Here is a 19,441-nt window from a genome sequence, read left to right on the forward strand (position 1 = left end):
CTTTTTGGTATCCGACAAGATCGTATGAACGTTATCGAACCCGGCATCCGCAACCTCGCAACAGCGAAGGACATCCTGCTCACGCCGTACGGCCTCGACGAAGGGCTGCTCATCCGCACGCTCGGCGACATCTTCACGCACCGCGTCGACTACGCGGATCTCTACTTCCAGGCCACGCGCAGTGAAGCGTGGAGCCTCGAGGAAGGCATTGTGAAGTCGGGCAGCTTCAGCATCGACAAGGGCGTCGGCGTGCGTGCCGTGTCAGGCGAGCGCACGGCCTTCGCCTATTCGGACGACCTCTCGCCCGAGGCGCTCGCGCAGGCCGCGATGGCCACGCGCTCGATCGCCAGGGCCGGCGGCGGCAAGCAGAAGGTGAAAGTGGCGAGCGCGCTCACGGGCGTGTCGGGCCGCGATCTGTATCTGCCGGCCGATCCGCTCGCTTCGCTCGACGCGACGGCCAAGGTCAAGCTGCTCGAGCGCATCGAGAAAATGGCGCGCGGCCGCGACCCGCGCATCACGCAAGTGATGGCCGGGCTCGCCGGCGAGTACGACGTCGTGCTGATCGCGCGCAGCGACGGCGCACTCGCGGCCGACATCCGCCCGCTCGTGCGTGTGTCGGTGACCGTGATCGCCGAACAGAACGGCCGGCGCGAAATCGGCAGCGGCGGCGGTGGCGGCCGTTTCGACTATGCGTACTTCACCGACGAGGTGCTTTCGCGCTATGTCGACGACGCCGTGAAGTCCGCGCTCGTCAATCTCGACGCGCGGCCCGCACCGGCCGGCGCGATGACGGTCGTGCTGGGCCCCGGCTGGCCCGGCGTGCTGCTGCACGAAGCCATCGGCCACGGCCTCGAAGGCGACTTCAACCGCAAGGGCTCGTCGGCGTTCGCCGGCCGCATCGGCGAGCGTGTGGCCGCCAAGGGCGTGACCGTCGTCGACGACGGCACGCTGCCGAACCGCCGCGGCTCGCTCAACGTCGACGACGAGGGCAACCCGACGCAATGCACGACGCTGATCGAAGACGGCGTGCTCAAGGGCTACATCCAGGACACGCTGAACGCACGGCTCATGAAGATGAACGTGACGGGCAACGCGCGCCGCGAATCGTACGCGGCGCTGCCGATGCCGCGCATGACGAATACGTACATGCTCAACGGCGACAAGGACCCCGGCGAGATCCTGGCGTCGGTCAAGAACGGGCTCTATGCGGTCAACTTCGGTGGCGGCCAGGTCGACATCACGAACGGCAAGTTCGTGTTCTCGGCGTCCGAGGCGTACATGATCGAAAACGGCAAGATCACGTACCCGGTCAAGGGCGCGACGTTGATCGGCAGCGGGCCGGAATCGCTCAAGTACGTGAGCATGATCGGCAACGACATGTCGCTCGACACGGGCGTTGGCGTGTGCGGCAAGGAAGGCCAGAGCGTGCCGGTCGGCGTCGGTCAGCCGACGTTGCGCATCGACCGCATGACGGTCGGCGGAACGGTTTGATCGCCAAACCAGAATGCTCGATAGTTGCATCAGAGCACTCCTGAGCGCGGATTGTCCGCATTTTTAGGCGGCGCGGGTTGCCACCCGCGCCTAAACAGCGTATAAAGCGTAAGAACCCTTTTTGACGAGCAACACGCGCGCCATGTCCACGAAGTTTTACTTTTACTTCTTTTGGCATCTCAGTCCGCCGGCGGATCGAGAGGGGTGTTAGCGCGTTGATCGCACCCGATTTCCCGAAAAACCGCCGGCCAAACCCGGCGGTTTTTTTTCGCCCCGGCGGTCCCGGGCCGATTGAGCGCTTGCCCTGCGGCGAACGCTGTACCGAACCGATGAGGAGAAAAACAGCATGCCCCCGTACAACACCGATGACGTACGCATCCGTGAACTCAAAGAACTCCAGCCGCCCGCGCACCTCATTCGCGAGTTTCCGTGCACGGAGAGCGTAGCGGACCTGATCTATGGCACACGCCAGGCGCTGCATCGGATTCTGCACGGCATGGACGACCGCCTGATCGTGATCATCGGGCCCTGCTCGATTCACGACCCGAAGGCGGCGATCGAATACGCGCAGCGTCTCGTCGAGCAGCGCAAGCGCTTTGCCGGCGAGCTCGAGATCGTCATGCGCGTGTACTTCGAGAAGCCGCGCACGACCGTCGGCTGGAAGGGCCTCATCAACGACCCGCACCTCGACAACAGCTTCAAGATCAACGACGGCCTGCGCGCCGCGCGCGAGTTGCTCGTCGACATCAATGCGCTCGGCCTGCCCGCCGGCACCGAATACCTCGACATGATCAGCCCGCAGTACATCGCCGATCTGGTCTCGTGGGGCGCCATCGGTGCGCGCACGACCGAGTCGCAGGTGCACCGCGAACTCGCCTCGGGCCTCTCGTGCCCGGTCGGCTTCAAGAATGGCACCGACGGCAACGTGAAGATCGCGGTCGATGCGATCAAGGCCGCCTCGCAGCCGCACCATTTCCTGTCCGTGACCAAGGGCGGACATTCGGCGATCGTCTCGACGGCAGGCAATGAGGACTGCCATGTGATCCTGCGCGGCGGCAAGACGCCGAACTACGATGCGGCCAGCGTCGACGCGGCCTGCTCCGACGTCAGCAAGGCGGGGCTCGCTGCCCGGCTCATGATCGATGCGAGCCACGCGAACAGCTCGAAGAAGCACGAGAACCAGATTCCCGTGTGCGCCGACATCGGCCGTCAGATCGCGAACGGCGACGAACGCATCGTCGGCGTGATGGTCGAATCGCACCTCGTCGCAGGGCGTCAGGATCTGCAGGAAAACTGCACGCTGACTTACGGCCAGAGCATCACCGATGCGTGCATCGGCTGGGACGAGAGCATCGCCGTGCTCGAAGGGCTCGCCGACAGCGTCAAGCAACGCCGTATTGCGCGCGGCAGCGGCAACTGAGACTGCCTGACGCGATATGCCCGGTGGCGCGACGCAGAAAAAAACGCCGCTCGCAGGGGAACGAGCGGCGCATAAGGCTCAATCAAGGTGAGCGGCGGCCTGAGCCGCCTCGTTCGGTGCGTTATTCGAGCGCGCCCGAACCGAAGACTTCGCTGTGGATACGCGACGCGTCGACGCCGCGCGCCACCAGCGCATCGCGCTGTGCCTGCATGAACGCCAGCGGCCCGCACAGGTAGTAGTCGGCATCGGGCAGCACGGCCTGATCGGCCAGGCGCGCAAAGTCGATACGGCCTTCGTAGTCGTAGTCGACGCCCTCGCGGTCGGTTGCTTCGAGCTCTTCATAGAAGACGGCGCGCGTGACGTTCGGATGGCAGGCCACGGCCTCGCCGAGCCACGTCTTGAACGCATGCACGCGGCCGTTGCGGCACGCATGCACGAACGCCACGCGGCGCGTGCTGCCGTCGGCGATCAGCGTCGAGAGCATCGACACCATCGGCGTGATGCCGACCCCGCCCGACACGAGCACGACCGGCGTCGTCTTCGTGCGATCGAGGCGGAAATCACCCATGGGCGCCGTCACTTCGACGATTGCGCCCTCTTCCACACCGTCATGCAGCAGCGTCGACAGACGTCCCGGCGGAATCTGCTCGTTGCCGCCCTCGCGCTTGACCGAAATGCGCAGGTGCTGGCCGTTCGGGGCGTCCGAGAGGCTGTATTGGCGCGGTTGATCGACGCCGAGTTCGCCGACGTAGCGCTTGACCGTCACGAACTGGCCCGGCTCGTAGCCACAAGCGGCTGCACCGTCCGCCGGCGTCAGGTAGAACGACGTGATCTCGTCGCTCTCCACTTCCTTGCGCGCCACGATGAACGGGCGATAGCCGCTCCACGCCGCTTGCTCGTACAGCTTCGCCTCGACGCCGATCATGAGCTGCGCCAGTTGCGCATAGGCCAAGCGCCAGGCTTCGAGTGTCTCAGCATCGACGGCGTCGCCGAGCACTTCGACGACCGACGCCAGCAGATGCTCGCCGACGATCGGATAGTGCTCGGGACGGATATTCAGGCTCGCGTGCTTGTGCGTGATTCGGCCCACGGCCGCGCCCAGCGCTCCCAGGTTGTCGATGTTGGCCGCATAGGCATACACGGCCCGGGCCAGCGTATCGGCTTGGCTGCCGCTCGCCTGGTGCGTCTGGTTGAACAGGTTGCGCAGCTCGGGACGGTTCGCAAACATGCGCCGATAAAAGTGCTTCGTGATCGTCGTGCCATGCTGCGCGAAGACCGGCGCGGTGGCCTTGACGCGGGAGATTTGATCGGCGGTGAGAACGGGCGTCATGTCTGCTGCTCCTCTTTAAGATGCATCTAAGATACATGTTAAAGAGGACAAGACGGTATAGGTCACTTTGTCGCACCGCAGCGGACTTAACCTCGCGGGCCCGTCGTGGGCTATGTCGAAACGGTCAGGCCCCTATTGCGCGGTGCGGCCAGGCTCCCACAGCACGTCACTGCCGCCGCCGACACGGTTCAGCACGCGCGCCAGCACGAACAGCAAATCGGAGAGCCGGTTCACATAGCGACGCGGCGTCGCCGCGAGCGGAACAGCCGAACCGCCTGCGTCGAGCGCACCGACTGCGTCAAGTGCGACGATCGTCCGTTCGGCACGCCGGCAGACGGTGCGGCACACATGAGCCAACGCCGCCGCGCGCGTGCCGCCGGGCAGGATGAACTCCTTGAGCGGCGGCAAAGCGGCGTTGTAGTGCGCGAGCCAGCCGTCGAGCCGGGCAAGGTGCGCGTCGGTCACCATCGTATGACCCGGTATGCATAGCTCGCCACCCAGGTCGAACAGATCGTGCTGGATCGTGACGAGCGCATCGCGCACATCGTCGGGCAGCGGCTCGCAGAGCAGCACGCCGATCTGCGAGTTGAGTTCGTCGACATCGCCCATCGCGGCCACGCGCACATCGTCCTTGCGCACGCGGCGGCCGTCGCCGAGGCCTGTCGTGCCGTCGTCACCCGTACGCGTGGCGATCTTGCTCAAGCGGTGGCCCATTGTCGTCGCTCCTTTCGTGGCGCACGCCCAGGTAGCAGGCGTCGCGAAGCGACCCATTATAGAAGCCCGCAGCGACAGTCGCGGCGCGGATTTGCGCCAATTTTGGCGAAGTCTGTTCGGCGTAGAATGAAACGACCGCTCAATTGCGCGTGCCCGGTCAACCTCATCGTCATAAAACGAGACACGAGCGCGCGAGCGCACCGCGCGCCCATGCCAGGAGACATCCTTGAACCATCCCGCGCCCGCAGCGGCCATCCGCCCTCGCCGCCCGTTCCCCGCCGAACTGCTGACCGCGCTGCAAGCTGCGTTCGGCGATCGTGTGTCGACGGCCGAGGCCGTGCGCGCGCATCATGGCCGCGACGAGTCGCCGTTCGATCCGCAGTTGCCCGACGCCGTCGTGTTCGCGTGCAGCACCGAGGATGTCCGCACGGCCGTCACGCTGTGCGCGCGCCACGATGTGCCGGTGATCCCCTACGGCAACGGCTCGTCGCTCGAAGGCCATCTGCTGGCCGTCGAAGGCGGCGTCAGCGTCGACGTCTCGGGCATGAATCGCATCGTGTCCATCGATGCCGACGATCTGACGGCGACCGTCGAAGCCGGCGTCTCGCGCAAAACGCTCAACGACGCACTGCGCGACACGGGCCTGTTCTTCCCGATCGACCCCGGCGCCGACGCGAGCCTCGGCGGGATGGCCGCCACGCGCGCGTCGGGCACCAATGCCGTGCGCTACGGGACGATGCGCGAGAACGTACTCGGCTTGACCGTCGTGCTGGCCGACTCGCGCGTCGTGAAAACCGGCACGCGCGCCCGCAAGTCGTCGGCCGGCTATGACCTCACGCGGCTGCTCGTCGGCTCCGAGGGCACGCTCGGCGTCATCACCGAGGTAACGGTGCGCCTGTATCCGCAGCCCGAGGCGGTCTCGGCTGCCGTGTGCGCGTTTCCGTCGATGGGCGACGCCGTGCGCACCGTCATCGAGACGATTCAGCTCGGCGTACCGATCGCGCGCGTCGAGTTCGTCGATGCGCTCGCGATCCGCGCGATCAACCGGCATTCGAACCTGGCGCTCGCCGAATCGCCGACGCTGTTCTTCGAATTCCACGGCACCGAGGCAAGCGTCAAGGAACAGGCCGAACAGGTCCAAAGCCTCGCCGCCGAGCATGCGGGCAGCGGCTTTGCGTGGGCCACGCGGCCCGAGGAGCGCAGCCGGCTGTGGAACGCGCGCCACAATGCGTTCTTCGCGATGCTGCAACTGAAGCCGGGCTGTCGCGCCGTGACGACCGACGTCTGCGTGCCGATCTCGCGGCTGGCCGAGTGCGTCGTCGAGACCGAGCAGGATTTGCGCGGCTCGCCGCTGCCGTGCCCGATCGTCGGCCACGTCGGCGACGGCAACTTCCACGTGGCGATGCTGATCGATCCGGCCAGGCCCGACGAACTTGCCGAAGCCGAGCGATTGAACCGGCGCGTGGTCGGGCGCGCGCTGCGCATGGGCGGCACCTGCACGGGCGAGCACGGCATCGGCCTGCACAAGATGGATTTCCTCATCGACGAGCACGGCGCCGACGGCGTCGATGCGATGCGCGCGATCAAACATGCGCTCGATCCGCGCAACCTGATGAATCCCGGCAAGATCTTTTCCTACACGGCTTGAACGACGGAGCAAAGTCCATGGAAGCCTTAGCGCAGAGCGCAACCGAAGGTCGCGCCGAACGTCAGCGTGAAGTCGTGCAAGCGCTGATGGCGACGCTGCCGCCGCACTGCCTGCTCTATCGAGACGAAGACACGGCACCCTACGAGTGCGACGGCCTCAGCGTCTATCGACAATTGCCGCTGGCCGTGGCGCTGCCCGAAACCGAGGCGCAGGTCCAGCGCGTCGTGCAGATCTGCCGCCGGATCGGCGTGCCGGTCGTGCCGCGCGGCGCCGGCACCGGGCTCTCGGGCGGCGCGACGCCGATCGGGCACGGCATCGTGCTCTCGCTCGCGCGCTTCACGAAGATCGTCGATGTCGATCCGTATGCACGCACGGCCACCGTGCAGCCGGGCGTGCGCAACCTGGCCGTCTCCGAAGCCGCGGCGCCCTACGGGCTCTATTACGCGCCCGATCCGTCGTCGCAGATCGCCTGCACGATCGGCGGCAATGTGTCGGAGAACTCGGGCGGCGTGCATTGCCTCAAGTACGGACTGACCGTGCACAACGTGCTGCGCGTGCGCGCCGTGACGATGGATGGCGAGATCGTCGAGTTCGGCTCGCTGGCTCCCGATGCGCCGGGGCTCGACCTGCTCGCCGTGATGATCGGCAGCGAGGGCATGTTCGCGATCGTGACCGAGGTGACGGTCAAGCTGATCCCCAAGCCGCAAACCGCCCAGGTGGTGTTGGCGAGCTTCGACGACGTCGTCAAGGGCGGCGAGGCGGTGGCGGCCATCATCGCCGCGGGCATCATCCCGGCCGGGCTCGAGATGATGGACAAGCCCGCGACGCGTGCCGTCGAATCGTTCGTCGGCGCGGGCTACGATCTCGACGCGGCCGCGATCCTGCTCTGCGAATCGGACGGCACGCCCGAGGAAGTGGCCGAGGAGATCGTGCGCATGACGGCCGTGCTGCGCGAGCATGGCGCGACACGGTTGCAGATCTCGCGCACCGAGGCCGAGCGTCTGAAATTCTGGTCCGGCCGCAAGAATGCGTTTCCGGCCGCGGGCCGCGTTTCGCCCGACTACTACTGCATGGATGGCACGGTGCCGCGACGCACGATCGGCATGCTGCTGGCCCGCATCGAAACGATGGAGTCCAAGTACGGCCTGCGCTGCATGAACGTGTTCCATGCGGGCGACGGCAACATGCATCCGCTGATCCTGTTCAACGGCAACGATCCCGACGAACTGCGGCGCGCCGAGGCGTTCGGCGCCGACATCCTCGAAGCCTGCGTCGAGCTCGGCGGCACGGTGACAGGGGAACACGGCGTCGGCATCGAGAAGCTCAACTCGATGTGCGTGCAATTCTCCGAAGCCGAGCGCGCTGCGTTCTTCGCCGTCAAGCGCGCGTTCGATCCGGCGGAGCTGCTCAATCCGACCAAGGGCATCCCGACGCGCGCACGCTGTGCCGAGTACGGCAAGCTGCACGTACGCGGCGGCCTGTTGCCGCACCCCGACCTGCCGCGCTTTTAGCGCGACGCCGACGGCGCGCCGCACCGGCAGAAGCAGGCGCGCGCCGTCGTACCATGAGGATCAACCCGGGCAGGGCCAGCCCGGCTTGCCGGCGAGGAGTCGACCGGTACAATTCTCCTGAGGCAAAGACGGCATGACTTGCAAAAATCCGGCGCGACCGGATCAACGACACCACGAAGCGAGAAGCCATGCAAGATGACGACATCGTCGCCCAGTGGTCCGAGCGCATCCGCGCGGCCACGGCCGACGAGCGCCCCCTGCGCGTGCGCGGCTCGGGCACCAAGGACTGGTACGGCCAATCGCTGCAAGGCGAGATTCTCGATACGCGCGCGTATCGCGGCATCGTCTCCTACGACCCAGCCGAGCTCGTGATCACGGCGCGCTGCGGCACGCCGCTGGCCGAACTCGAAGCGGCGCTCGCCGAACACAACCAGATGCTCGCTTTCGAACCGCCGCACTTCGGCCGCACGGCGACGTTCGGCGGCTGCATCGCGACCGGCATCGCGGGCCCGCGCCGCGCGTCGGCCGGTGCACCGCGCGACTTCGTGCTCGGTGCCGTGCTGATGAACGCCCAAGGCGAGATGCTGCGCTTCGGCGGCCAGGTGGTGAAGAACGTCGCCGGCTACGACGTCGCACGGCTCCTGGCGGGCTCGCTGGGCACGCTGGGGCTCATGCTCGAGCTGTCGGTGAAGGTGCTGCCGAGGCCCGCCGCCGAAGCGACGCTGAAGTTCGACATGAACGGCACCGACGCCGTGCGCAAGCTCAACGAATGGGGCGGCCGGCCGCTGCCGATCACCGCGAGCGCCTGGCGCAACGGCACGCTGGCCGTGCGTCTGTCAGGCGCTGAAAGCGCCGTGAAGACGGCGCGCAACGTGCTCGGCGGCGAAGTCGTCGACGCGGTGGAAGCCGAACGATTCTGGGAAGGCCTGCGCGAGCAGACCGATCCGTTCTTCGCGGCGATCGCACCGAAGGCGGCACTGTGGCGTCTCGCGCTGCCGTCGATTACCGAACCGCTGCAGTTGCCCGGCGCCCAGTTGATGGAATGGGGCGGCGCGCAGCGCTGGTGGATCACCGATGCCGATGCCCAGACAGTCCGCATGAGCGCCAAGCAGGCCGGTGGCCACGCGACGATCTTTCGCGCGGGGAGCGCGTTCGATCGCAGCGCCGGCGTGTTCACGCCGCTGCCGGCACCGTTGATGAAGATTCACCGCGGCCTCAAAGCGGCGTTCGATCCCGCGCGCATCTTCAACCGCGGCCGCCTGTACCCCGACTTCTGACCGCCTCGAACCCGCCTGACGAAGCGCCCACTCCATGCAAACCCATCTCGCAGACTTCATCCGCAACACGCCCGACGGTGAAGAAGCCGATGCGATCCTGCGCAAGTGTGTGCACTGCGGCTTCTGCACGGCGACGTGCCCGACCTACCAACTGCTCGGCGACGAGCTCGACGGCCCGCGCGGGCGCATCTACCTGATCAAGCAGATGGTCGAGGGCGCGCCCGTCACGCGCAGCACACAGCTGCATCTGGACCGCTGCCTGACCTGCCGCAGCTGCGAAACCACCTGCCCGTCCGGCGTGCAGTACGGGCGACTCGCCGAAATCGGCCGCCAGCACGTCGAGGCGACCGTTCCGCGTCCGACCGGGCAGCGGCTCGTGCGGCGTTTCCTGGCGAGCTTCCTACCCAGCAGCACGCTGTTCGCCCCCGCCATGCGGCTCGGCCAGGCCGTGCGGCCATTCCTGCCGCGCAAGCTGCGCGACAAGGTGCCCGCGCGTCAGCGTCTGCTCGAATGGCCCGAAGCCAACGCGGCGGGCTCGGCGGGCACGCACACGCGCAAGATGCTGCTGCTAGCGGGCTGCGTGCAGCCCGCGATGCTGCCGAACATCAACATCGCGACGGCGCGCGTGCTCGACGCGCTCGGGATCGAAACCGTCATCGAGCCCGAAGCCGGCTGCTGCGGCGCGATCCGCCTGCACCTCGGCTATCGAGACGAAGCGCTCGACGACGCGCGCCGTAACATCGACGCCTGGTGGCCGCACGTCGAGGCCGGCGTCGAAGCGATCGTGATCAACGCATCCGGCTGCGGCGCGACCATCAAGGAATATGCGCACCTGCTGCGCGGCGATCCGGCGTATGCGGACAAGGCGCAGCGCATCACGGCGCTCGCGCGTGACGTCGTCGAAGTCCTGTGCGGATTCGAAACCGAGCTGGCCGCGCTCGCACGGCGGCGCGGCGTGCACACGGTCGCGTTCCATCCACCGTGCACCTTGCAGCATGGGCAGCAAATCCGCGGCAAGGTCGAGCAGCTGCTCGGCGCACTCGGCATCGAAGTGAGGCTGCCCGCCGACAGCCATCTGTGCTGCGGCTCGGCCGGCACTTACTCGATCATGCAGCCCGCCCTCGCCTATACGCTGCGCGATCGCAAGGTCGAAAGCCTCAATGCGCTCGAACCGCAGATGATCGTGTCGGCCAACGTCGGCTGCATCGCCCATCTACAAAGCGGTACGGCGACGCCGGTCGGGCACTGGATCGAGCTCGTCGAACACCTGTTGTACGGCTGATGGCTCATGGCCGTTGCGGTGTGAGGAAATCGCCGGCCCGCGTGCGGGCCTCCGTATAATCGAGCGCATCACCTTCGACTCGTGCGCACCGCCGCGCTGCTCGCGTCGGTACGCCGCTTTTGCCTGGCCCAACATGCCCGATCTCGCTCAACCCCTCGACGCAGTGCACCGTCGCATCGAGCAAGCCGCGCGCGACGCCCGGCGCGACCCTGGCTCCGTCAAGCTGCTCGCCGTCTCGAAGACGTTTCCGGCCGAGGACGTCCGCGCCGCCCATGCGGCTGGCCAGCGCGCGTTCGGTGAAAACTACGTGCAGGAAGCGCTCGACAAGATCGAGGCGCTCGCCGATCTGCGCGCGGATCTCGAATGGCATTTCATCGGCCCGCTCCAGTCCAACAAGACGCGGCCCGTCGCCGAACAGTTCGACTGGGTGCATTCGGTCGACCGGCTCAAGATCGCCCAACGGCTCGCCGAACAACGCCCCGCGCACCTGCCGCCTTTGAGCGTCTGTCTGCAAGTGAACGTGAGCGGCGAAGCGACCAAGGCCGGCGTCGCCCCCGACGAAGTGGCCGCGCTCGCCCATGCCATCGCCGCGTTGCCGAGTCTGCGGCTGCGTGGGCTCATGTCGATTCCCGAACCTGCCGCCAACCTGGCCGCCCAACGCGAGCCGCACCGCCTACTCCGCACGCTGTTCGAGCAATTGCGCGCCGACGGGTTGGCGCTCGATACGTTGTCGATGGGCATGTCGGGCGATCTCGAAGCGGCCGTGCTCGAAGGTGCGACGATCGTGCGCATCGGCACGGCCATCTTCGGCACGCGCGACTACTCGCACTGAGCCGCCCCCCGTTTCCCCTGAGTTACCCATCATGAAAATTGCATTCATCGGCGGCGGCAACATGGCCGCGGCCTTGATCGGCGGTCTCATCAAGCGCGGCGTCGCCGCAGCCGACCTCTACGCGATCGACGTCAACGAACAGGCACGCGAACGGACGCAAACGCAGTTCGGTGTCAAAACCGGCGCGCATACCGACGAGGCGCTGCGTGACTACGATGCCATCGTCCTCGCCGTGAAGCCGCAGGTGCTTAAGAGCGTCGCGGCCGCGCTCGCGCCGCATTTGTCGACGCAGCTCGTCGTCAGCATCGCGGCCGGCATCCGCGGCGGCGACCTGTCGCGTTGGCTCGGCGGCTACACGCGCCTCGTGCGCGCGATGCCGAACACGCCTGCGCTGATCGGCATGGGCGTCACCGGCTTAGCCGCGCTCGGCGGCGTCGACGAGGCAGGCCGTACGCTCGCGTCTCAAGTGCTCGGCGCGGTCGGCGAAACCGTATGGTTCGACGACGAAGCCAAGATCGATGCCGTCACGGCCATTTCGGGCAGCGGGCCGGCCTACGTCTTCTACTTCATCGAAGCATTGCAGGAAGCGGCGCAGCGCCTGGGCCTGACCGACGAGCAAGGCCGCGCGCTCGCACTCGCGACGTTTGCAGGCGCGGCCCAGTTGGCGGCGCAGTCGAACGATCCGCCCGGCGTGTTGCGTGAACGCGTGACGTCCAAGGGCGGCACGACGGCCGCGGCGCTCGCCTCGTTCGATGCACAGGGCGTGAAGGAAGCGATCGTCAATGGCGTGCTCGCGGCAGACGCACGCGCGAAGGAAATGGGCGACGAACTGGGCCAGCAGTGACACACCCGCCGGCCCCGGCCCGGGGCGGCGCGGGTCATACCGCCTCGCCCTCTTGTCTAAAACGCTATAGCCGGGCCGGTCACAGCCCCGCGACCGCGTAATGCGCGGCGATGCCGGCAAACAGTACGGCGCCGAGCCAGTTATTGTGGCGAAATGCCGCGAAGCACGGCATGCGTTCGCGGCCGCGAACCAGCGTGTAGTGGTACAGCGCGCAACCGACGGCGCCCGCCCAACCGAGCCAGTACGGCCAGCCGAAACCGAGTGCGATGCCGATCGCCACATAGATGCCGAGCGTCGCCGCGTAGCACAGCATGATCGCGGCGACGTCGAAGCGGCCGAACGTGATCGCCGAGGTACGGATGCCGATCTTCAGATCGTCGTCGCGATCGACCATCGCGTAGGCCGTGTCGTAGGCGACCGACCAGAACACGTTCGCGAGCAGCATGACCCATGCGAGCATCGGCACATGATCCTGCACGGCGGCAAACGCCATCGGAATGCCGAAGCCGAACGCAATGCCCAGATAGGCCTGAGGAATCGCGAAAAAACGCTTCGTGAACGGATACGAGCCCGCCACGAACAACGCGGCGATCGACAGCTCCTTCGTCAGCGCGTTCAGCGGCAGGATCAGCAGGAACGATACGATCGACAGCCCTGCGGCGATGGCCAGCGCCTCCCAGGCGCGGATCTTGCCCGACGTCAACGGACGGTCCGCCGTGCGCTTGACGTAGCGGTCGAAATCGCGGTCGGCGTAATCGTTGATCGCGCAGCCGGCCGAGCGCATCAGCACCGTACCCACCACGAAAATCGCGATCAGCATCGGCGCCGGCCTGCCGTTCGAGGCGATCCACAACGCGTTGAGGGTGGGCCACAGCAGCAACACGCTGCCGATCGGCTTGTCCATGCGGATCAAGCGCAGGTAGAGCGGAAAACGGGCGAACAAGGGCGCGTACATGGCAAACGGCCGTGGTGAGAATGACGCCGTATTGTAGAGCCTCGCGCCTTGTGCCGAAACGACGAGGGCCTCCCGATCCCGGGAGGCCCTCATGACTTACGACGGCAACGCGCCTGTTACGCGAGCAGCGAACGCAGCATCCACGCCGTCTTCTCGTGCGTTTGCATGCGCTGCGTGAGCAGGTCGGCCGTGGGCTGATCGTTGGCCGCGTCGGTCGCCGGGAAGATTTCGCGTGCGGTGCGCGCGACGGCTTCCTGCCCCTGCACGAGCTGCTGAATCATCTCTTCGGCGCTCGGCACACCGTCCGCCTCGGCGATCGACGAAAGCTTCGCAAACGCCTTGTAGCTGCCCGGTGCCGGCTCGCCAAGCGCGCGAATACGTTCGGCGATGGCATCGACGGCAAGTGCGAGTTCGTTGTACTGCCCTTCGAACATCAGGTGCAGCGTATTGAACATCGGCCCCGTGACGTTCCAGTGGAAGTTGTGCGTCTTCAGATAGAGCGTGTAGGTATCGGCGAGCAGCCGCGAGAGCCCCTCTGCGATTTTCTTGCGGTCCTTGTCGCTAATGCCGATGTCGATCTTTGTTGCGGTGGTGTTCTTCTTTGCCATGACGGCTCCTTGCAAAAGTAAAGCGAAACGGCCAGACGGCTAAACGGCTAAATCACTGAGCCACTGAGCCCCATGCGTCCTTGCACAGCGCTCACCCATGGGGCATTCGGGTCCGCGCCAGTGTAGCCCAGGGCAGACGCGCAGCGCCACTTCGCGCGACTCTACGCCCGCCGCTCGCCGTTTGCGCTCAGGTGGCGCGTGCGGCCTTGCGCTGCGCGATGGCGGCTTCCACGCCCTGCGCATAGGCCGGATCGGCGCGACGGAAATGCTCGAGCTGACGCGCGACGATGTCCTCGGGCACACCGGCGATATGGCGCGCGATGTTGGCGAACAACCGCTCGCGCCCAGCCTGATCGAACAGCCGGAACAGCGCGCCCGGCTGGCTGTAGTAGTCCTCGTCTTCGCGGTGATCGTAGCGATCGACGATGCCGGCCGCGAGCGGCGGCTCGGCCGCGCGGCGGTCCTGCGTGAAGTCGCCGAAACGGTTGGGCTCGTAGTTCGGCGTGCCGCCCAGATTGCCGTCCGTGCGCATCGCCCCGTCGCGATGGAACGAGTGGAACGGGCACTTCGGCGCGTTGACCGGAATCTGGTGATGGTTGACGCCGAGACGATAGCGATGCGCATCGCCATACGAGAACAGCCGCCCCTGCAGCAGACGGTCCGGCGAAAAGCCGATGCCCGGCACGACGTTCGCGGGCGTGAATGCGGCCTGCTCGACGTCGGAGAAGTAGTTGCCCGCATTGCGGTTCAGCTCGATCACGCCGACGTCGATGAGCGGATAGTCCTCGTGCGGCCACACCTTGGTGATATCGAACGGGTTGATACCGTACGTCACCGCATCGGCTTCGGGCATCACCTGGATGCGGAAGTACCATTTCGGGAAGTTGCCGCGGTCGATATTCTCGATGAGGTCGCGCTGCGCGCTCTCGCGGTCGCCGGCGATCACTTGCGCGGCTTCCTCGTCGGTATAGTTCTCGACGCCCTGGGCCGATTTGAAGTGGAACTTGACCCAGAACCGCTCATTGTTCTCATTGATGAATGAGAACGTGTGCGAGCCGAAGCCGTGCTGCTGTCGATAGTTCTTCGGAATGCCGCGATCGCTCATGACGATCGTCACCTGATGCAGCGACTCGGGGTGACGTGACCAGAAATCCCACGCCGCGATGTTGCTGCGCAGGTTCGTGTACGGATCGCGCTTTTGCGTGTGGATGAAGTCCGGGAACTTCAGCGGGTCGCGAATGAAGAACACGGGCGTGTTGTTGCCGACCACATCCCAGTTGCCCTCTTCCGTATAGAACTTGATCGAGAAGCCGCGCACGTCGCGTTCGGCGTCGGCAGCGCCGCGCTCACCCGCCACGGTCGAGAAGCGGATGAACAACGGCGTCTCCTTGCCGATCTCGCTGAAGAGCTTGGCCTTCGTGTACTTCGTGATGTCGTGCGTGACCGTGAACCGGCCGAACGCGCCCGAGCCCTTCGCGTGCACACGGCGCTCGGGAATCACCTCGCGATCGAAGTGCGCGAGCTTTTCGAGCAGCCACACGTCTTGCAGTGCGATCGGACCGCGTGGGCCCGCGGTCAGCGAGTTCTGGTTGTCGGGGACAGGGGCGCCGGCGGCGGTAGTCAGCTTGCGTTCGGACATCGTGGGCTCCTTGGCGAAATGGGCGAAACGAATGAAACGGGCTCGGCCGAACCGGCAGGCGGCCCAACGGCGAACCCGCAGTAAGTCAGGCGGCAATGGCGCGATCGGCCAGCAAGGAGAAAGCGATCGCTCGCGACTGAGCAAGCGCGTGCGCCAGCCGCGCCTCGGCATGCGGGCGGCCAGACGCGGCAACGACTCGAACGAACAGCTGGGACATGACTTCCTCCATGAACGGCGGATCAGCGCGATCCATGGAGGAAAGTATAGATTTGGCTATCGAATTTAGATAATTAATTGATTAAATTTATTCGATAGCAGGGGCCAGGAGAATGGCCCGCGGATGGGTCAGTTGACGACGGCCGGCATGTCGAGCTTCCGGACGCCTGGCAGCTCGCACGCGGCGATCGCCTCACTGATCGCGTCGATGGCAGGCATGCGCGTAAAACTCTTGCGCCACGCGAGCACGACGCGGCGGTCGGGTACCGGTTCGTCGAACGGCACATAGCTGAGCAGGCCGGCATCGACACCGCCCGCGTGCGCCTTGACTTCATGCACCGACATGCGCGGCAGCACGGTGATGCCGACACCGCTGGCGACCATATGGCGGATCGTCTCGAGCGACGAGCCTTCGAACGTCTTTTGAATACCGTCGGCCGTTTGCGAGAAGCGCATGAGCTCGGGGCAGACGCCGAGCACGTGATCGCGAAAGCAGTGCCCCGTCCCGAGCAGGAGCATCGTTTCCTGCTTGAGGTCGCCCGCGTCGATCTTCTTGCGCGACTCCCACGGATGGCCGGCCGGCAACGCGATGACGAACGGCTCGTCGTAAAGCGGACGCACCATGAGCCCTGTTTCGGGAAACGGCAGCGCCATGATCGCGACGTCGATCTCGCCTTGCTTGAGCAGCTCGATCAGCTTGAGCGTGTAGTTCTCCTGAAGCATGAGCGGCATTTGCGGCACGCTCTTGATCATTTGCTTGACGAGTGTCGGCAGCAGATACGGGCCGATCGTGTAGATGACGCCCAGGCGCAGCGGGCCGATGAGCGGATCCTTGCCTTGCTTGGCGATTTCCTTGATCGCGAGCGTCTGTTCGAGCACGCGCTGCGCCTGCGTGACGATCTGCTCGCCGATTGGCGTCACGCTGACTTCGCTCGTGCCGCGCTCGAAAATCTGTACGTTCAGTTCGTCTTCGAGCTTCTTGATTGCGACCGACAGCGTCGGCTGGCTGACGAAGCACGCCTCGGCGGCGCGGCCGAAATGCCGCTCGCGAGCAACCGCGACGATGTATTTCAGTTCAGTGAGCGTCATGGGGACCAATCAGAGCGTTGGATTCGATAGGTTTTATCTTATACACCGGCTACGAGAATTCGCCAACTCTCCGAGGGGCGGATAGCCGAAAAGGGCTCTGCCTGCCGGCTGCCGTCTCTGCTCCTTCAGATACCGCTCGCGCACCCCTTCCCGCTACTCGCCCTTCTTCTCGCCGCTTGCCCCTCGATTGGAGGCAGATGATTCCATCTCCGGCTGAAGCGCCAGCAATTTCCCGATGAACTGTGTCAACTTGCCTCCTGCCTCATAACTGCGCCATAACAACAGCGAAAAATTGGCCCGAAAATTCTCCGGCTCAAATAGGCGCAGACGATGGACATTCTGCATGGCTTCGTCGTCGCGCCCAAGCAGAGCGAGCGCAACGGCGTAGTTCGTCATCACTTGTGACGTCGGTAAAACCGCGAGCGCATCACGCTGCAATTGCAAGCGGGCTTCCGGGTGGTCGGAGTTGACCGAAATGCCGGCCGCAGCGGCGAATGTCCCATAGGGATTCAACAGGATCGCGGGAGCCTCCCGGTAATGCGCAAACGCTACCGGTAGATCGGGTGCACCGAACAAGTGTTCGAGCTTACGCATGTCGCTGGTCGACACCAGCAATCCAGCGAGCATAGGCGGCAACAATAGCGCGCAAAGGGCGTGTGCGGAGCGCACGCTGGGCCACCGCAACGGTCGGGTATCGAGCGCCCCCAACACAAAGGCGCACGGAAGCAAGAAGTAGGCGTAGTGCAGCGGATATTCGAGCAGGGCATGGGCGAACGTCGTCCCCAGCATACACAGCCAGAAGGCGCGCTTGCCGGTCAATGCATGCAGCTTGGCCCTCACTGTCCACCTCGCCATCCCCACGACGAACACGCCGAAACCGAGCAAGCCCGTTTGCGCCAGCAGATCCAGCAAAACGTTATGTGCGCTCGTCGCTGCCACAACCGGCCCCAAGCGGTCGATATGCTGATATTGCCAATAGGGGAAACTGCCCCAGCCACCGCCCAGATAGGGTGAACTCAGGAACATCCGCCATCCGTAACGCCATAGATGTTGGCGTGCGCTCACATCGCCGGTCGCGAGCCGCTCGAAGCCGCTTCCGCCTAAGTTCAAGTGAAGAATCGTCCGATCCAGCCAGCCCAGCGACCAATAGGTGGCGAGATAAATCAATCCCAGCGCCAATGGAAGCGCGCAGGCCCGCAGCTTGCGAGCCCGGGACGAAAAGCCTGCGAGCACAGCCGGACGCTGCCAACGCAACATGCCGAACACCGCACCGATCAATACCACCTGAACTGGCGCGATACGGGAAGCGGTAACCACCATCCCCGCCGTCATCAAGATGATCAGAAGCCAGCCGCTTCGACGCCCCAAGACACGACGATCGAGCAAATACAGCACGCCGGCGAGCCCCCATACGAGATAGGTCGCCAGGTGGTTCGGCTGAGCAAGATTGGCGAACAAGCGGCTGCTCGCACGTAGATCGATCCAGCCGTCGAACATGAACGCATTGGGCGGCAAGTAAGCCTGCACCACCTGAATCGCCACCGACACGAGTGCGCCCGCAGTCACCGCCACCGCGGCGGCGGCCGTCAAGCCGGCCAGGTTCCTCAGCCGAAAACCGGCATAAGTCAGGCACGTGGCTGCCGCCGAGTAGATCATCGCGACATGCATCGCCATGGGATTGACGATCGTCAAGCATGCGCTTTGCAGGCACAGCAGCAAGAACAGACCTAAAGGGATGCACGCCACCCGGGGAAAATGTGTCGGCAGCGCGAGCGACGGCGAGGCAAACGACGGCAGCAGGATGAGCGCGAGCATGACGGCTGCCCATGCGCCCCCCGCGGCGAGTTCATTGTAGAACGACGCCAACGGCTGGCGATGCACAGGGATCAGATAGGGTAGCGTCAGCGCAACGACGATGAGCGCCAGGACAATAGTCCGAAACGAAAGAACACGAGGCACGGATGGGACCAACTGAGTAAAGGCGGGATCGACGGTTGGCGTGTCTCATGCGAACACGCTCCATCAAGGGAAACCAGACGAGGACGCGAGACGATAATTTCGCACACATCGGCACCACGACACGCAGAGCGCGATATTTTCATACCATGCGCAACGCTCTGGTAAAGACTGAATTCGATACGGCGACGCCCTATCCGGGTCTTGAGAACAACCTCTCGTAGGCTTCTTTGACTTTTATCGCGTACCCGCGCTTCAGCGCCGGCGTGTTGGAATGGTAGCGGCCGACGCCGGCCCACACGTCACCGCCCTCCGAGGCGATCGCGCGACTCAGGATCCAAGCACCGACTTCGATGTTGTAACAACCGTCGTCACGCAGGCGCACATAGGCATCACGCTGGTTGCCCCCGAATTGCGCCTGGGCGACGAGATCGAGCCAGGCGCCGGTGTTGATCTGCATCAACCCAAGGTCTTCGGTCGCATTGCGATTATGAGCAACCGTGCCGATTGCACCGCCCTCCACCGACATCACCGATATCAACAGCTGAGGCGGCACCTGCATCGCATCGCCAGCGCGCAGCACGCAGGTCAGCAAGGCGGCCGTCAATCCGGAAACCATGTCCTGACTC

Annotated in this window: 17 protein-coding genes; 8 read left to right on the plus strand and 9 right to left on the minus strand. The window is 65.2% G+C overall.

What is annotated here, in order from left to right; translation table 11 throughout:
• Positions 1–24 precede the first annotated feature (24 nt).
• Positions 25–1,491, plus strand: a complete 1,467-nt coding sequence (gene tldD, locus D7S89_RS08210; RefSeq protein WP_121277112.1) for a metalloprotease TldD — start codon at positions 25–27, stop codon at positions 1,489–1,491.
• A gap of 346 nt (positions 1,492–1,837) precedes the next feature.
• A complete protein-coding gene (gene aroG / locus D7S89_RS08220) occupies positions 1,838–2,911 on the plus strand; it encodes a 3-deoxy-7-phosphoheptulonate synthase AroG (RefSeq protein ID WP_121277113.1) in 1,074 nt (357 codons plus the stop codon).
• A gap of 121 nt (positions 2,912–3,032) precedes the next feature.
• On the opposite strand, the gene hmpA is transcribed toward aroG, so the two are convergent.
• On the minus strand, positions 3,033–4,241 hold the full coding sequence (gene hmpA, locus D7S89_RS08225) for an NO-inducible flavohemoprotein (RefSeq protein WP_121277114.1): 1,209 nt from the start codon (positions 4,239–4,241) through the stop codon (positions 3,033–3,035).
• A 132-nt stretch (positions 4,242–4,373) separates the two neighbouring features.
• Positions 4,374–4,955 (minus strand): cob(I)yrinic acid a,c-diamide adenosyltransferase, encoded by a 582-nt coding sequence (locus D7S89_RS08230; protein WP_121277368.1) that lies wholly within the window; start codon positions 4,953–4,955, stop codon positions 4,374–4,376.
• A 226-nt stretch (positions 4,956–5,181) separates the two neighbouring features.
• On the opposite strand from D7S89_RS08230, the gene D7S89_RS08235 reads away from it, so the two are divergent.
• The 6 genes from D7S89_RS08235 to proC all read left to right on the plus strand — a co-directional run bounded on the left by D7S89_RS08235 (position 5,182) and on the right by proC (position 12,349).
• Positions 5,182–6,603, plus strand: a complete 1,422-nt coding sequence (locus tag D7S89_RS08235) for an FAD-binding oxidoreductase (RefSeq protein WP_121277115.1) — start codon at positions 5,182–5,184, stop codon at positions 6,601–6,603.
• Positions 6,604–6,620: 17 nt separating this feature from the next.
• Positions 6,621–8,114, plus strand: coding sequence for an FAD-linked oxidase C-terminal domain-containing protein (locus D7S89_RS08240; protein ID WP_121277116.1), 1,494 nt, complete (start codon positions 6,621–6,623; stop codon positions 8,112–8,114).
• Between the two features lie 188 nt (positions 8,115–8,302).
• Positions 8,303–9,391: a glycolate oxidase subunit GlcE gene (glcE, locus tag D7S89_RS08245; protein ID WP_121277117.1), complete on the plus strand. Its 1,089-nt coding sequence runs from the start codon at positions 8,303–8,305 to the stop codon at positions 9,389–9,391.
• A 34-nt stretch (positions 9,392–9,425) separates the two neighbouring features.
• The gene (glcF, locus tag D7S89_RS08250) at positions 9,426–10,673 is read left to right on the plus strand and encodes a glycolate oxidase subunit GlcF (RefSeq protein ID WP_121277118.1); all 1,248 of its coding nucleotides are present in this window, start codon (positions 9,426–9,428) and stop codon (positions 10,671–10,673) included.
• Between the two features lie 133 nt (positions 10,674–10,806).
• The gene (locus D7S89_RS08255; RefSeq protein WP_121277119.1) at positions 10,807–11,505 is read left to right on the plus strand and encodes a YggS family pyridoxal phosphate-dependent enzyme; all 699 of its coding nucleotides are present in this window, start codon (positions 10,807–10,809) and stop codon (positions 11,503–11,505) included.
• A 31-nt stretch (positions 11,506–11,536) separates the two neighbouring features.
• Positions 11,537–12,349: a pyrroline-5-carboxylate reductase gene (gene proC / locus D7S89_RS08260; RefSeq protein ID WP_121277120.1), complete on the plus strand. Its 813-nt coding sequence runs from the start codon at positions 11,537–11,539 to the stop codon at positions 12,347–12,349.
• 79 nt (positions 12,350–12,428) lie between these two features.
• Here the strand turns inward: proC and ubiA are convergent, their stop codons facing one another.
• The 7 genes from ubiA to D7S89_RS08290 form a co-directional block, all read right to left on the minus strand.
• Positions 12,429–13,292, minus strand: coding sequence for a 4-hydroxybenzoate octaprenyltransferase (gene ubiA / locus D7S89_RS08265; protein WP_121277369.1), 864 nt, complete (start codon positions 13,290–13,292; stop codon positions 12,429–12,431).
• A gap of 128 nt (positions 13,293–13,420) precedes the next feature.
• Entirely contained in the window at positions 13,421–13,912 is a 492-nt protein-coding gene (locus tag D7S89_RS08270) for a Dps family protein (RefSeq protein WP_121277121.1), read from the minus strand.
• A gap of 187 nt (positions 13,913–14,099) precedes the next feature.
• Positions 14,100–15,551 carry a catalase gene (locus D7S89_RS08275; protein WP_121277122.1) on the minus strand — a complete coding sequence of 484 codons (1,452 nt, stop codon included), beginning with the start codon at positions 15,549–15,551 and terminating at the stop codon, positions 14,100–14,102.
• A gap of 85 nt (positions 15,552–15,636) precedes the next feature.
• Entirely contained in the window at positions 15,637–15,768 is a 132-nt protein-coding gene (locus tag D7S89_RS28130; protein WP_281273089.1) for a hypothetical protein, read from the minus strand.
• Between the two features lie 128 nt (positions 15,769–15,896).
• Positions 15,897–16,856, minus strand: coding sequence for a LysR substrate-binding domain-containing protein (locus D7S89_RS08280; RefSeq protein ID WP_121277123.1), 960 nt, complete (start codon positions 16,854–16,856; stop codon positions 15,897–15,899).
• A gap of 153 nt (positions 16,857–17,009) precedes the next feature.
• The gene (locus D7S89_RS08285; RefSeq protein ID WP_147426615.1) at positions 17,010–18,671 is read right to left on the minus strand and encodes a PglL family O-oligosaccharyltransferase; all 1,662 of its coding nucleotides are present in this window, start codon (positions 18,669–18,671) and stop codon (positions 17,010–17,012) included.
• Between the two features lie 334 nt (positions 18,672–19,005).
• The gene (locus tag D7S89_RS08290; protein ID WP_121277125.1) at positions 19,006–19,431 is read right to left on the minus strand and encodes a lytic transglycosylase domain-containing protein; all 426 of its coding nucleotides are present in this window, start codon (positions 19,429–19,431) and stop codon (positions 19,006–19,008) included.
• Positions 19,432–19,441 lie beyond the last annotated feature (10 nt).

Source organism: Trinickia fusca, from assembly GCF_003628145.1.
Lineage (GTDB): Bacteria > Pseudomonadota > Gammaproteobacteria > Burkholderiales > Burkholderiaceae > Trinickia > Trinickia fusca.